This window comes from Frigoribacterium sp. NPDC087798, from assembly GCF_044742985.1.
In the GTDB taxonomy this organism is placed as follows: Bacteria; Actinomycetota; Actinomycetes; order Actinomycetales; family Microbacteriaceae; genus Frigoribacterium.
Genome location: NZ_JBIUVP010000003.1, coordinates 113,770 through 128,010, shown reverse-complemented (window position 1 = coordinate 128,010; position 14,241 = coordinate 113,770). Strand labels below are relative to the sequence as shown.

Here is a 14,241-nt window from a genome sequence, read left to right as displayed (position 1 = left end):
CGTGACCCCGGTCGTCTGCACGACCGGGGTCACGATCGGACCTACTGAGGGTCGGTGCCCTCCGAGGGGCTCGGGGCCGGTGACGTGGCCGGGGCCGTCACCGTGATGGTGACTCCCGGCGACGGCTCGGACGCGATCTGACCGCAGTTGGCCACGTAGCTGACCGTGAGGTTGCCGGCGGCCGAGGCGGTCACCGTGAGGGACGTCGCGTTGGCACCGAGGCCCCCGGCCGACTGACCCGAGGTGTCGGTCCCGCCGGTGATCGTGTACGAGTAGCCCGTCAGCGAGTAACCGGTCGGGCACCCCGTGTAGGCGGGCCAGTTGATGGTGGCGGTGTCGCCGGCCTCGATCTGGCCCGGGGTGGCGGTGGGCGTCGAGGGCTGGGCAGGGGTCGGGGCCGCGCGGTAGATGTAGATCGTCACCGACGAGCCCTTCTCGAGGGCACCCGTCGGGTCGATGCTGGCGACGGTGCCGACCTGGTCGGGGCTCGGAGCGCTCGACCCGGCGTCGGCCGAGTCGACCTGCAGGCCGAGTTCTTCGAGGGAGGCGCGGGCAGCGGCCTCGGTCAGCCCCACGTAGTCGCCCGAGGACACCGTCACGGACGTCGGGGTCGGGGTGGGCGTCGGAGTCGTCCGGGTCGGCGTCGGCGTGCTGCTCGAGGTCGTCGGCGCGGGCGCGGGATCGTCGGTGTTGCCGACCGCGAAGACGATGCCGACGACGAGGGCGATGACGGCCAGGACGGCGAGGACGATCAGCGGCCAGAACCACGGACTGCGCTTCTTCTCGTCGGGTTCGTCGTCGCCGTCGCGCAGGGCGTCGGGATCGGCCGAACCGGCCACGTAGCCCGCGGCAGCACCGCCGGCGGCGCTCTGGGCACGGGTGGCCATCGGATCGAACAGTTGCGTCGTGGCGTCCTGGGCGTTGAAGGCCTGGGTCGCCGTGTCGGCGGGCGTGGCGGCGACGGCGCCGATCGCCGGGACGGCGACGGTCGCGGCGGCCACGTCGCCGCGTCGGAGGGCCCGGGCGGCCTGGGCGAGGGCCGAGGCCGTCGCCGGCCGTTCGCCCGGCTTCTTGGCGATGCAGGACAGGACGAGACGACGAACGGGTTCGGAGACCGTCGACGGGAGGTCGGGCGGCTGTTCGTTGATCTGTGCCATCGCGATGGCGACCTGGGACTCGCCCGTGAACGGTCGACGACCGGCCAGGGCCTCGTAGGCGACGATGCCGAGCGAGTAGATGTCGGTGCTGGGGGACGCCGGGTGGCCGCTCGCCTGCTCGGGCGAGAGGTACTGCACGGTGCCCATGACCTGGCCCGTGGCCGTCAGCGGAACCTGGTCGGCGATGCGTGCGATGCCGAAGTCGGTGATCTTCACCCGGCCGTCCGGGGTGACGAGCAGGTTGCCGGGCTTGATGTCGCGGTGCACGAGACCTGCGGCGTGGGCGGCCTGGAGGGCCGAGGCGGTCTGCGCGACGATGTCGAGGACCTTGTCGGTCGGCAGGACGCGGTCGCGCTCGAGGACCGTCGACATGGCCTCGCCGGGGACGAGCTCCATCACCAGGTAAGCGCTGCCCTCTTCTTCGCCGTAGTCGAAGACGTTCGCGATGCCCTCGTGGTTGACCAGGGCCGCGTGACGGGCCTCGGCGCGGAAGCGCTCGAGGAATCCGGGATCACCCAGGTACTCGTCCTTGAGGATCTTGATGGCGACCGTGCGGCCGATGACGAGGTCGGTGGCTTCCCAGACCTCGCCCATGCCGCCGATGGCGACTCGGGTCGACAGCTGGTAACGCCCACCGAAGGTGACTCCGCCGGATGGTCTCATTTGTTCAGCACCGCCTCTAGTACTTTCTTCGCGATCGGTGACGCGACACTGTTGCCGAATGCGGACTGGCCCTGTCCGCCGCCGTTCTCGACGACGACCGCGACCGCGACCTCGGGGTCAGCAGCAGGCGCGAACCCGGTGAACCAGAGGGTGTACGGCTCGCCGGGGCCGTTCTCGGCCGTTCCTGTCTTGCCGGCGACGTCGACGCCGTCAATTCTTGCATTGCTCGCCGCACCGTTCGCGACGTCCTGCACCATCATGTCGGTCATCGTGGCCGCAGTCTGGGAGCTGATGGGCTTGCCGTACTCGGAGGGCGAGAAATCCTCGACCGGGCTCAGGTCGGGGTTCAGGACGCTCTCGATCAAGGTCGGGTTCATCTCGGTGCCGCCGTTGGCGATGGCGGACGAGACCATGGCCATCTGCAGGGGCGTCACGCGGTCGGAGCCCTGCCCGAAGGACTGCAGCATGAGGGTGGCGTCGTTGATGGCCTGGCCCTTGGAGTCCTCGATGGGGAACTGGCTCGGCGTGACGGCCTGGGGGACGCCGATGGAGTCGTCGCCGAAGCCGAACTTCTCGGCCTGATCCTGGAGGGCCTTGGCACCGAGGGCCTGGCCGAGTTGCGCCATGGGGATGTTGCACGACAGGCGGAGGGCGGTGGCGATGGTGGCCGTCTCGCCGCCGCCGCAGCTCCCGCCCTCGGCGTTGTTGATGTTCGTGCTGGTGCCCGGCAGCGTCAGGGTCGACGGGTTGGGGAAGGCGCTGTCGGGCGTGTAGTCGCCGCTCTCGAGCGCAGCCGCCGTCGTGATCAGCTTGAAGGTCGACCCCGGTGCGTACAGGTCGCCCTGGATCGCCCGGTTCTGCAGCGGAGCCGAGGGGTCGGCGATCAGCGAGTCGTAGGCGTCGGTGACGGTCTGACGGTCGTGGCTGGCGAGCGGGTTCGGGTCGTAGCTGGGCTTCGAGACCATCGCGAGGATCTTGCCGGTCTTCGGGTCCATCGCGACGACCGAGCCCGAGTTCGAGCCGAGGGCGTCGTAGGCCGCCTGCTGGACGGTGGGGTCGAGGGTGAGGTTGACCGTGGCCCCCTCGGGGTCCTGACCCGTGAGCAGCGAGTTGACCTGGTCGAAGAACTGCGAGTTCGCGTTGCCCGTGAGGTACCGGTTCATGGCGTCCTCGATGCCTCGGGACCCCTGACCCAGCGTGTAGTAGCCGGCGACGGGTGCGTAGAGGTCGGGCTGCGAGTAGGTGCGCTGGAACTCGTACTGGTCGTCGACGGGGGTCGACTGCGCGATCGCCTGGCCGCCGACCAGGATGGGACCGCGCTGCGCCGAGTAGCTGGCGAGCAGGGCCCGCGAGTTGCGGGCGTCGGCGTTCAGCGCATCGGCCTGGAACGCCGTGATGTAGGTCGTCGAGAGGAAGAGCGCGACGAACATGGCGAGCACCACGTAGCTCACGCGTCGGAGTTCCTTGTTCATCAGCCGATCACCAGCCTCGGTTGGTCGCGCACGGAGTCGGACAGTCGCAGCAGCAGGGCCACGATGATCCAGTTGGCCACGAGCGACGAGCCGCCCGCGGCGAGGAAGGGAGCGGTGAGGCCCGTGAGCGGGATCACCCTCGTCACACCGCCCATGACCACGAAGACCTGCAGGGCCACGACGAAGGCGACGCCGACCCCGAGCATGCGACCGAAGTCGTCCTGACCCACGAAGCCGATGCGGAACCCGCGGGAGACGAGCAGGAGGTAGAGCGCCAGGATGGCGAAGAGCCCGGTGAGGCCGAGTTCTTCGCCGAGCGACGCGAAGATGTAGTCGCTCTCGGCGAGCGGGGTGGTCTGCGGACGGCCCTGACCCAGCCCCGTGCCGATCAGTCCGCCGTTCGCCAGGCCGAACAGGCCTTGGACGAGCTGGAACGACCCGCCGACGGCGTCGTACTCGGACTGGGCGAAGGGGTTGAGCCAAGCGGCGAAACGGCCCTGCACGTACCCCAGGAAGGTGCTGGCGATCAGGGCCCCTCCGAGGAAGAGGCCGACGCCGAGCACGATCCAGCTCGCGCGCCCCGTGCCCACGTAGATCATGACGAGGAACAACCCGAAGTAGAGCAACGAGGTGCCGAGGTCGCGCTGGAAGATCAGGACGCCCATGGCGACGAGCCAGACGATGAGGATCGGCCCGAGGTCGCGTGGTCGCGGGAACCGCATGCCCAGGATCTTCGGCCCCATGAGCGAGAGGTTGTCGCGGGCGGTGACGAGGTAGCCGGCGAAGAAGATGGCCAGCGTGATCTTGGCGATCTCGCCCGGCTGGAACGAGAACGGTCCGATGTCGATCCACACGCGGGCGTTCAGCCCCTCGCGGCCGATGCCCGGCAGGAGGGGCAGCAGCAGCAGCACGATCGACACGAACATCGCGATGTAGCGGTACCGCGAGAGCACCCGGTAGTTGCGGATCACGAGCAGCACGGCGAGGGCGATCACCATCGCGAGGACGGTCCAGACCATCTGCTTGATGCCCAGCGCGCCCCAGCCCTCACGCCCCTCGGCCAGGTCGAGGCGGTAGATCATCGCGATACCGATGCCGTTCAGGGTGACGGCGATCGGCATGACGAACGGGTCGGCCTCGCGGGCGACGACCCGCAGGACGACGTGGAAGATCAGGGCCAGGCCCAGCACCATCGAGCCGGCGATCAGCACCGTCGGGTCGACCTCGCCGGTCGCACCGAGCTGGACCAGCACCATCGCTCCGGCGGCGACGCCGCAGGCGATCAGCAGCATGAGCAGTTCGAGGTTGCGGAGGCGCGCGGGTTCGCGCAGGCGCAGCGAGATCGCCTGCGTCATGTTCGTGGGACGCGAGGCCTTCGCGGACGGCTTGCGCGCGCCTCCTACGCGACCGATGACCTCGGTCGCGTCACCACCGGGTGCGTCAGGGGTTGCTGGCATCGGCCAACCTCTCGACGATGGCCCTGGCGTCCGCGAGGGAACCGGCGTTGATGGTGTCCTCCACGGTGGTCTGCGTGTAGTTCGGCAGGTCGTCGACCTGGACGTCGGTGGTCTCGTAGACGCTCGAGAGGCCGATGGGCCCGAGGCTCTGTTGCACGCCCTTGTAGATGACGACCGTGCCCCGCTCTTCGCCCACGTAGTAGTGGTCTTGCGTCCACTGGTAGGTCAGCACGAGCCCGGCGACGAGCGCGGCGATCGCCACGACGAGGGCGGTCAGCCAGGTGATGCGGCGACGGCGACGGCGACGTTTGTCTTCGGCGATGAGCTCGGCGAGGTACTCGTCGCTCTCGGGCTCGAAGTGGCTGTCTTCCGGCGTCGTGGCGACCTTGAGCGGGTGCAGCAGGATCGTCGGCAGACGGAGCTGCTTGCGCCCGGCGTCGCTGTCGAAGCTGAGCGGTGCGGCGGCCGACCCGACCGTGACGGGTTCGTCGAGTGCCGAGTCGCCCGACTCGTCGACGTCGACGATGACGACGGTCACGTTGTCGGGGGCGCCGTGGTCGAGGGTCTCTTTCACGAGGCGCCGGGCCGTCTGCTCGGCGTCGAGGCCCATGGCCATGGCCTTCTTGATGCGCTCCTCGGCGAGGTAGCTGCTGAGGCCGTCCGAGCAGATCAGCCAGCGGTCGCCGGGCTGCGTGCCGAGGGTCGCCGTGTCGATCTCGGGTGCCGCGTCGACGTCGCCGAGCACGCGCATCAGCACGCTGCGTCGCGGGTGCACCGCCGCTTCTTCTGGCGTGATGCGACCGCTGTCGACCAGGCGCTGCACGAAGGTGTGGTCGGCGGTGATCTGGCTGAGCTCGCCCTCGCGGAACAGGTAGATGCGCGAGTCGCCTATGTGGGCGATCGCCATGCTGTCACCGACGCGCAGCATGGCGCTGACGGTGGTGCCCATGCCGGTGAGCTCTTGGTGTTCGAAGACGGTCTCGGCCAGCAACTGGTTCGCGGCGATCAACGACGACTGCAGCGCGAACTCGGCGTCACCCGGCGAGGTGTAGACGCGGTCGGTCTCGCGGATCCGTCGGATCGCGATGGCCGAGGCGACGTCGCCGCCCGCGTGCCCGCCCATGCCGTCGGCGACGACGAAGAGCTGCGTGCCGGCGTAGCCGCTGTCTTGGTTGTTGGACCGGATCTTGCCCACGTTGGACAGAGCGGCACTCTTGGCGTGCGTCGTCATGAGGGCCTACCGCCGGAGCTCGAAGCTCGTCTGCCCGATCGTCACGGTCGCGCCCGTGGGCACGGGGGTGGGGACCGACACGCGCTCACCGGCGAGGAACGTGCCGTTGGTGGAGTCGAGGTCTTGCACGACCCAGCGGCCGTTCCAGAGCATGAGGCGCGCGTGGTGGGTCGAGGTGTAGTCGTCGCGGATCACGAGGTTGCTCTCTTGGGACCGCCCGATGGTGAGCGGCCCGTCGCCGAGGGGCATCTCGAGGCCGGCCTTGGCGCCCTTGGTGATGACCAGGCGCGTGGCGCGCCCGTCACCCTGAGGCGTCGGTGCCGGCGCGGCGGGCGCGGGACGCGGGGCGGGGGCAGGAGGCGCGGTGGCGGTCGAGCTCGCCTTGCCGGGTGAGGCGTCGGCGGGCATCTTGCGCGCCCGCTGCCCGAAGAGGTCGCTCCGCAGCGCGAACACGATCACGAAGACGAACAGCCACAGGACGGCCAGGAAGCCGAAGTGGAGCACCAGCAGGGTGAGGGCTGAGGTCATCGTCGGCCACCCGTGGAGTCGGGCCCGTCGAAGGGGTCGGGCGTCGATGACTGGGGGAGCACGCGGAACACGATACGCGTACGACCGATCTGGATCACCGAATCGGGCTGCAGCGGCGCCTTGGTGAGGGGGTTGCCGTTGAGCTTCGAGCCGTTCGTCGAGCCGAGGTCGCGGACCTGGGCACGTGACCCGTCCCACAGGATCTCGACGTGCTGACGGGAGGTACCGGTGTCTTGAACGGTGATGTCGGCGTCGCTGCCGCGGCCGATGATCGTGCGGGCACCGCTGAGCTCACGGCGCTTGCCGTCGATCTCGACGAACGGCTTCCACTGCACCTCGCCGCGCAGGTTGCGCGAGTCGACCGACATGATGCCGACGCTCAGCGAGTCGTCCTCGCGGAGGCGGATGCCGAGGGGCCCGGCGAACTGGTACCCCTGGGCGGTGGCGTGCCGCTGGGTGAGCTGCGTGAGCTCGTCGATCAGGGCCGGACCGATGCCGGACATCTTCTCGTAGTCGATGGGGGCGAGGCGCACCTGGAGCTCGTTGGGCACGAGGATGCGGTCACGCGAGACCACCGCGGCCTTGGTGTCGAGCTCACGGCGCAGCGCGTTCGTGATCTCGAGTGGTTGCACGCCCGAACGGAACGTCTTGGCGAAGGCGCCGTTGACGGCGCGCTCCAGCCCGCGTTCGAAGTTGTCGAGCAGTCCCATGGGTCTCCAGGTTCGGGGTCTCTGGTCGCCCGATCTTAGCCCGAACGAGTGAAAGGGACTCACCGGTGCTCTTTCGGGCGTCCCACGCATGCTAAAGTCTACGAGTTCGCGCGAGTGGCGGAATTGGCAGACGCGCTGGCTTCAGGTGCCAGTGCTCGAAAGGGCGTGGGGGTTCAAGTCCCCCCTCGCGCACGAACGTGAAGGCTCACCTCCGGGTGGGCCTTCTCTCTTTCCCGGCTCTGGTCCCACCCGTCGCCGTCGGCCCGTGCAGTGGTTGTCTTGTGCGATGAGCCAGCACAGCGCGGTCGTGTTCGAGTTCGACGAGGTGCTCTTCGACGAGTTCCCGAAGGCCCCGTGGGTGCCTCGCAACCAGCGCATCGTCGTCGACTCCGACCGCCGCGTCGTGGGTCGCCGCGACGGCATCGTCGTCAGCGTCACCGACCTGCCCCCGGTGTACGCGCATGCCGACATCGGGCCGAGGATCAGCAGCATGCAGTCCTTCGTCACCGTCGGCGACCACGTCTCGTGGATCGTCCGGACCGTCGAGGGCACGCGCTTCACCTCGTCCGCCGACGGCCTCGACGAGGAGGCGCGGCTCGAGATCGCGAGGGACGCCACCCTCCACGGGTTCCTCGACGACCTCGAGTGCATGGTCATCACCGACCTGTCGGAGATGCGATTCGGACAGGACCGCGAACTGACGCGCTGCCGTCTCGAGGTGACCCGCGCCTCCGGGGGTCCGGTCGCCTGGGCGCTCGTCGTCGAGGGCACGGGGCACCGGATCGAGTCGGACACGGTCGAGGCCGCGGAGTTCGTCGGCCGGCAGCTCAACGACATCGCGATCGACGGCGACCCGCTCGCCCAAGAGGCCGTGCTGCCGCTCTGAGGCGTCTCGGCCCGTAGGGCCTCATCGTCTTCGATCGTCTCCGTGGTCGCGGCCGACCAGGTCGTGGCGGGTCGGGGCGCCGGCGAGGATGGCGGCGAGCCAATCCGGGGTGTTCTCGGGAGTGCGGGGGAACTCGTCGAAGTCGGCTCGGTACGCCTCGGCGGCGAAGTGGCCCAGTTCGGGTTCGTTGTCGTAGTCGAATCGCGTGCTGAGTTTCCCTACGGCAGTGACCGTGAACCAGGCGGTGAACCATGTTCCTGCCCCCGGCCTGTACATGGCCTCTCTGAGTTCACGAGCACGGAGGGTGGAGTCTCTCTTGCCCATGATGGAGTCGTACGTCCCGTCCGGGCGGTAGAGGCGCTTCTTTCCAGAGGAGACACCACCGGCGATGCTGATCTCGGCCTCGATGCGATCGAAGCCCGCGGCGATCTCGCCATGAAGAGCCAGACCGACCCCTCTCAGCGCAGAGCGCTCTTGCTCGAGCCCGGGTGGGTTCTCATGTCGTGTCATGACTCCGGTTCTCCCTTCGACTCGTGTGCCCGACCGCCGTCGACGGCAGGCATGCCATGGGGCTCCGAGTCGTGAGCGGACGGCACGGGCCCGAGTACTCCTGAGTCCGCCAGTTCTCTCGAGGTCGTGAGGCATGCCTCGAGGTACGCATCGGGCGATGTGCCGCCTCCGACGAGGATCAGGGTCCCGCCCGTCGTCGACTGCGTGGTCGCGACCGACAGTCCCACCTCACGTGCACGAGGATGCGAGCGCGCGGACAAGAACGTGACGGGTCCGACTCGTGGCCATGAGCCCGGGCGTTGCAAGACGTCGAAATGGGTGTCGACGATCGCCCTGTCGAGGAGCTCGACCGCATCGGGATCCCAGATGGCCGCCAGGAGGCGCGTGATCTCGGTAGCGGAGCCGGCGAGGGGAAGATGGACGAGGTGCGAATCGTCACGGCCCTCGACTCGGAGCGTGACCGAGTTGCTCGGGCGCTTCGAGGACGCGACGGCGCTCGACGTGACGAAGCTCAACCGTGCGAAGGCGTCACCGACCGAGTCGATGCCCGGCGTGACGAAGGCGAGACGATGACCCCGCACGGGCAGGGGAGTGTCTCGGTCGTCGTGCTCGATCGCCGCCGCCACGAGGTCGGTCCACCCGCGGTCGTCATCGGGGACGGCACCTCCGTCGAGTGACGACCACGGAGCGTCGAAGACACCACCCAGACGGTGCAGAGCGCTGAGCGTCTGGCGCATCTTCGACGCGACGACTTCCGGCTCCTCGGGGCGAGGGCCCCACACGGCCCTCCAGGTGGGGGGACCAGCTCGCCAGCGTTCCGCCAAGCGCATGCTCTGGGCAGCGTCATCAGGGAACGAAGGTGACGTGGCGGCGAGCGTGCCATCGGTCTCGCTCACGGGAGCGGGCCCGCGACGGAGGAGATCAGGAGGACGTGCTCGCGCATGTCGACGACCTCGAGGGACGCAGCAGATCGTCGGCCTCCGAGGGCGAGCAGCGGGCTGAAACCGAAGCATTCGTCGGCGCGGGGTACCCCGAGACGCTCCCGCGCCTCCGGGAAGGGGCTCCAGTCGAAGTAGTCGGGGTCGGCCAGGAACGACTCGTAGCCGAGGATGACGAGGAGCGTCGAGAGCCTGTTGGCGATGATCCGGCTCGTGCCCAGTCGGAATTCGAGGAGGTGCGCTCGGCCGTCGAGCCAGACGACCAGGTCTCCGAGGGCGGACGACATCAGGGGCGTGGCCGCCGCGAATCGAGGTGCGACCTCCGCGAGGACGTCCTGCCACCCGGTGGGGTCGACGATGCGCAGGTACCCGTCAGCCGTCGCGCCCAGCCCGTGGTCACGCCACAGGGCCACGACGTCGTCGGGCAGACGCTCGACAGCGGCGTCGAGGCTGGCGGAGGACAGTGGCGGGCCTGGCATCAACGGCGACGGCTGCGTCACGCGACTCCACCCCTGTTGCGCGAGTCCATGTCTCGACTCTCAGACGGGACCATCGGCGCGGCCGACGAGGTCGTGTCGGGCGGGCGCACCCGCGAGGATCGCGGCGAGCCACTCGGGCGTGTTCTCGGCCGTCCGGGGGAAATCCTCGAAGTCGGCACGATGTTCCTCGGCGCCGAAGTGGCCTAGTTCGGGTTCGTCGTCGTAGTCGTACCGTGCGCTGAGTTTCCCGGCGGCGCTGACGGTGAAGACGGCGGTGAACCACGTGCCTGCCCCCGGCTCGTACATCAGGCGCCTCAGTCGACGAGCTGCCTCGAACGTGCGTCGCGCGGGAGCAGCCGACTCCTGGGAGCCGTCGGCTGCGAAGAGCGATGTCTCGCCGGCCATGACGCCCCGAGCCATGCTGGTCGTCATGACGATCCGGTCGAAGCCGGACGGGAGCAGCCCGTACAGCTGCCCGCCGATCTCTTGCAGGACCGCGCGTTGAGCCTCGACGCCCGTCGTCAGCTGGTCGTCGGACATGTGTCTTCCTCTCTCATCGTTGATCCGATGGCGGGCGAGATGTGTCGTGATCAGTCGCCCTCCGCGCCCACATGACGAGTCGTCGAGACGAGGACATCAGCGAGGGAGAGCCAGCCCCGGTGATCACCAAGTCAACGAGCCAGCAGGTCTGCCAGCCATCGTGGTGTCGCGTCAGTCGATCGGGGATACGTCGCGTGATCGTCCACGAAAGCTTGATCGTCGATCCAGCTGTACGGAGGACGTTCGTCATAGTCGAAGGACGTGCTGAGCCTGCCGGCCGACGAGACCCTGAACTGTGCGCTGAACCACGTACCGGTCCCCGGGCGGAACATCACCCGACGAAGTTCTGACGCCGCGGCGCTCGCCGCATCGGTCTCGGGCGTAGAAGATTCATTACCCTGTGCGTCATAGAGCCCGACAGAGCCGACCCTTACGCCTCCCACTTCCGAGTAATCGAACTCCGCGCGTTCGATACCAGCGGGGATGAGCTCGTAGACGGCGAGACCAGCCCGCCGTAGTGCCTCTCGCTCGGCTTCGAGGCCCGACGCTTCAGGATCTGGCGTTGGGGAATTGGACATTGATCCACCTTCCGTTGTTGACCGCGTAGCGCACGTCTACCTGTCGAGGCACAGCTGAGGAGTCCTCGAACTGCGGCTTGACCTGCAGGCGCACATTTTCCGGTGACTCACCGGAGACCAGACGTTGCAAGGCTTTCTCGAGGTTACCGAAGGATTTGTCCGCTCCGCGGTTCACATCTTTGAGCATCGGCACGATGTTGATCTTCTCGCCGCCGCCGCCGAACATGTTGGCCAGGAGGTGGCCTCCCTCGTACCCGACACCGCCCTCCTTGCCGATGCGCTTCTGCACCGACTCGGACCGGTCGGCATCGCCGAGCTGGAGGTCGTCGAACTCGGCGAGCACCGTGCGGCTGGCATGGTCGGTGACGTAGACGTGCTTGCCACCGACGACGTAGGTCGTATCCGCGGCGGGCTGCATGAGGTCGTAGTTCAGGTTGCCCTTGCCGCCGTATTCGGTCTCGACGTGGACGATGCGACCTGTCGCGTCGGTCGAGAACACGCCCCGGCCGGGCACCGTGTACGCCGTGTCCGGGGCGAGGACCTGACCGTGGGCGAACGGCTTCTCCTTCGTCGGCAGGTCGGAGCCCGAGACCGTCACGTGGTGCTCGACGGTCGGCGTGGGGTGCGGCGTCGGACCGGTTCCCGGGGTGTCCGTTCGCGGACCGGGCGTCTTGTCCGGGCCGAGCAGGTCGAGGTCGTCGACCTCGGCACCGCGGCCACCGTCTGCTGGCCGGTCCGGGGTGGCGTCGCCACCGTCGACAGGGCCGTCCGCGCGACCTGCGTCGCTCGATCCGGCACCGTCGGCTCGCCCGGCATCGGACGCTCCGCCTCCGTCGCCACGTTCGAGCAGCGTCGTGCCGCCCGACCCGGGGTCGGCGGCGCGGGCGGCACCGGCAGCGGGGTCGGAGCCGGTGCCACCACCCGCGTGGGCGGACGCGTCGGCGTGCGTGGGGGACGCGGCACGCGCCTCCTCGGCTGCTCGACCGAGGTCGCCGTAGTCGGCGAAGTCCTCGAGCTTCGACAGCGAGCCGAAGTCGACCTCCTCGCCCGCCTTGAGGGCGCCGGTCAGGCCCTCGAACTCGACGTCGGTCATGCGGTCGAGGGCTGCCATCGTGTCGGACAGACCGTCGAGGTCGTCGAGCTTCGACAGGCCGCCGGCGTGGTCGCCGAACTCGGCGACGAGGTCCTCGACCCGCGACAGGCCCTTCGGCAGGTGCGACGCGTCCTCCGCCACCTCGGCCAGCCGACCGGTGAGGGTCGCCGCCCGGGCCGCGCCCGACCCGACCTTGAGGCCCGCTCCGACCTGGCCCGCGCCTGGGATGAAGAACGAGGCGACGTTCGCCACCGCGAAGGTGCCGGCCGCGACCGGGTCCTCTTCCCACTGCTCGGGCGTGCCGACGATTCCGCCGACCATGCCGTCCATCGTCTGCTTGTAGTTGTCGCGCAGGCCGCGCAGCGACTCGGGGACGGCTGAGTCGGGCAGGTTCGCCAGCGCGGGCGCTGCCGGGAAGACCGCCGTGATGGCGAGGGCGCCGAGACCGGTCAGCATGCCGGTCCAGGCCTCGCCGGCGAACGACCAGTCGTGCTTCCAGCCGTTCGCGGCGTCGAAGCCGACGAGCGACACGGTGCCCTCGACGAAGCTGGTGCCGAACTCGACGAGTCCGTCGCCGACCGACTCCTGGCACGACCGCTCGCCCTTGCCCTGGGCACCCCACGGGTTGTCCTCGGCGACGTCGAGCTGCTCCCCGGTCACCGCCGTCTGGGGCGCGACGCACAGGTCGTCGCGCAGGGCGTTGACGGCGTTCTCGAACTCGACCCGGGCCGCGTCGATCTTCGCGATCTCGGCGTTGTACTGCGATTGCAGTTCGTTGTTGCGCTCGACCGACGGCGTGTGCTCGTTCCAGGGGATGGTGGTCTCGCCCTGACCTTCGGCCATGATCGGCACGCCACCGCTCATCTGACTGGCCTGGAAGAGCGGGTTGTCGGGGTCGTAGAAGTCGAGGGTGACGCCGCCGGAGACCGAGGCCCGGAAGGCGTTCGCCTCGGTGACCAGCTCCTTGATGCGTGCGACGGGTGCCGTGACCGCCTCGGCCAGCGTCTCGAGGAGGTCGGCCACCGTCGAGATCGTGCCGGCGACGGCCTCGGCATCGGTGCGCACCGGGTCCATCGAGGCGAACAGCTGTGGCCCCTCGGGCGCGGTGTACGACGCCGACAGTCCCGACCAGTCGGTCAACACGGCCTCGGCGTTCGTCGTCACCGCGGTGGCCGTCGACTTGTAGCTCGCCGCCGCCGACGCGATCGACTCCGGCACGATGTCGAGACCGAAGAACTCGGACGGTTCGATCAGCGATCCCTTCGTGGCCATCAGCGGCCCCCCGCGAAGAAGCTGAGGTCGCCCGACTCGGCGGCCTGCACGGCGGCGGACTGCGTCTGCGCGGCCATCTCCTCGTCGCCGTTCACGTAGGCCAGCGTCGCGTCACCCGCCCCGGTCGCGCAGGCGAGGATGCGCGCATTGATGCCCTGCACACGGTTCGTCTCGGACGAGATCAGGTCGACGACGGCCACGGCCGACGACACGAGGATGTCGCTGCCCACGCCGGCGTTCAGCTCGCCCTGGGCGGTCTCGACGTCGGCGAAGGTGCCCGCGAACGTCTCGGCCGAGCCCTGCACCTTGGTGAGGACGGCCACCACGCCGTCGGGTTCGATGCTCCATGCGGTCATCGGTCGTCTCCTGTCGTCACGAGGGTGCCCTGCACGTCGTCGGCCAGGCGCCGGGCCAGCGCCTGGGTGAGCGGCCCGTCGAAGGGGCCGTAGGCCTCGGTCCACCAGCGATCGGTGGCCGGGCCGTCGGTGGTTCGGCCCGTGGGCCGGTCGGGGGACGCCGGGTCGGTGACCGGCAGTCCCAGGCCGCGCCGCGCCTCCCGGGCGTCCTCGAGCTGCGTGCTGCGAAGCACGGCCAGGACCAGGCCGTCCTCCGACGCGATCTGGATGCCGCCGCCCTGCCAGAGGCGCCCGGCACCGAGGCCGCCGTCGACGGCCGCGGCCGCGGTCACGACCTCGACGGCCGTCACGGGCTCGGCGGAGAGGATCAC

At 69.2% G+C, this 14,241-nt stretch carries 14 protein-coding genes and 1 tRNA gene; 2 read left to right on the top strand and 13 right to left on the bottom strand.

Annotated elements, in window-relative coordinates:
• Window positions 1-41: 41 nt before the first annotated feature.
• The 6 genes from ACIOSR_RS10450 to ACIOSR_RS10425 form a co-directional block, all read right to left on the bottom strand.
• A complete protein-coding gene (locus ACIOSR_RS10450) occupies window positions 42-1,820 on the bottom strand; it encodes a protein kinase domain-containing protein (protein ID WP_056044207.1) in 1,779 nt (592 codons plus the stop codon).
• Complete coding sequence (locus ACIOSR_RS10445; RefSeq protein ID WP_173154021.1) at window positions 1,817-3,292, bottom strand: penicillin-binding protein 2; 1,476 nt, start codon at window positions 3,290-3,292, stop codon at window positions 1,817-1,819. Before ACIOSR_RS10445 ends, ACIOSR_RS10450 begins: the two co-directional genes overlap by 4 nt.
• Window positions 3,292-4,647 (bottom strand): FtsW/RodA/SpoVE family cell cycle protein, encoded by a 1,356-nt coding sequence (locus tag ACIOSR_RS10440; RefSeq protein WP_402752686.1) that lies wholly within the window; start codon window positions 4,645-4,647, stop codon window positions 3,292-3,294. The genes ACIOSR_RS10445 and ACIOSR_RS10440 overlap by 1 nt, the downstream gene beginning before the upstream one ends.
• 85 nt (window positions 4,648-4,732) lie before the next feature.
• Complete coding sequence (locus tag ACIOSR_RS10435) at window positions 4,733-5,980, bottom strand: PP2C family serine/threonine-protein phosphatase (protein ID WP_043595276.1); 1,248 nt, start codon at window positions 5,978-5,980, stop codon at window positions 4,733-4,735.
• Between the two features lie 6 nt (window positions 5,981-5,986).
• On the bottom strand, window positions 5,987-6,508 hold the full coding sequence (locus tag ACIOSR_RS10430; protein WP_402752572.1) for an FHA domain-containing protein: 522 nt from the start codon (window positions 6,506-6,508) through the stop codon (window positions 5,987-5,989).
• Window positions 6,505-7,218: a DUF3662 and FHA domain-containing protein gene (locus ACIOSR_RS10425; protein WP_043595272.1), complete on the bottom strand. Its 714-nt coding sequence runs from the start codon at window positions 7,216-7,218 to the stop codon at window positions 6,505-6,507. The genes ACIOSR_RS10430 and ACIOSR_RS10425 overlap by 4 nt, the downstream gene beginning before the upstream one ends.
• Window positions 7,219-7,326: 108 nt before the next feature.
• Here ACIOSR_RS10425 and ACIOSR_RS10420 point away from each other — a divergent pair.
• A tRNA-Leu gene (locus tag ACIOSR_RS10420) sits at window positions 7,327-7,410 on the top strand.
• A gap of 94 nt (window positions 7,411-7,504) precedes the next feature.
• Window positions 7,505-8,104, top strand: a complete 600-nt coding sequence (locus tag ACIOSR_RS10415; RefSeq protein ID WP_402752571.1) for a hypothetical protein — start codon at window positions 7,505-7,507, stop codon at window positions 8,102-8,104.
• 21 nt (window positions 8,105-8,125) lie between these two features.
• Here the strand turns inward: ACIOSR_RS10415 and ACIOSR_RS10410 are convergent, their stop codons facing one another.
• From ACIOSR_RS10410 to ACIOSR_RS10380, 7 genes are all read right to left on the bottom strand, one after another.
• Complete coding sequence (locus ACIOSR_RS10410) at window positions 8,126-8,614, bottom strand: hypothetical protein (protein WP_402752570.1); 489 nt, start codon at window positions 8,612-8,614, stop codon at window positions 8,126-8,128.
• 892 nt (window positions 8,615-9,506) lie between these two features.
• Window positions 9,507-10,031, bottom strand: coding sequence for a T6SS immunity protein Tdi1 domain-containing protein (locus tag ACIOSR_RS10405; RefSeq protein ID WP_402752569.1), 525 nt, complete (start codon window positions 10,029-10,031; stop codon window positions 9,507-9,509).
• Between the two features lie 60 nt (window positions 10,032-10,091).
• Window positions 10,092-10,571 (bottom strand): hypothetical protein, encoded by a 480-nt coding sequence (locus tag ACIOSR_RS10400; protein WP_402752568.1) that lies wholly within the window; start codon window positions 10,569-10,571, stop codon window positions 10,092-10,094.
• Window positions 10,572-10,702: 131 nt separating this feature from the next.
• The gene (locus tag ACIOSR_RS10395) at window positions 10,703-11,149 is read right to left on the bottom strand and encodes a hypothetical protein (protein ID WP_157485207.1); all 447 of its coding nucleotides are present in this window, start codon (window positions 11,147-11,149) and stop codon (window positions 10,703-10,705) included.
• On the bottom strand, window positions 11,121-13,514 hold the full coding sequence (locus tag ACIOSR_RS10390) for a DNA/RNA non-specific endonuclease (RefSeq protein ID WP_402752567.1): 2,394 nt from the start codon (window positions 13,512-13,514) through the stop codon (window positions 11,121-11,123). Before ACIOSR_RS10390 ends, ACIOSR_RS10395 begins: the two co-directional genes overlap by 29 nt.
• Window positions 13,514-13,870, bottom strand: coding sequence for a DUF6507 family protein (locus ACIOSR_RS10385; RefSeq protein ID WP_402752566.1), 357 nt, complete (start codon window positions 13,868-13,870; stop codon window positions 13,514-13,516). The genes ACIOSR_RS10390 and ACIOSR_RS10385 overlap by 1 nt, the downstream gene beginning before the upstream one ends.
• Complete coding sequence (locus ACIOSR_RS10380) at window positions 13,867-14,241, bottom strand: hypothetical protein (protein WP_402752565.1); 375 nt, start codon at window positions 14,239-14,241, stop codon at window positions 13,867-13,869. The genes ACIOSR_RS10385 and ACIOSR_RS10380 overlap by 4 nt, the downstream gene beginning before the upstream one ends.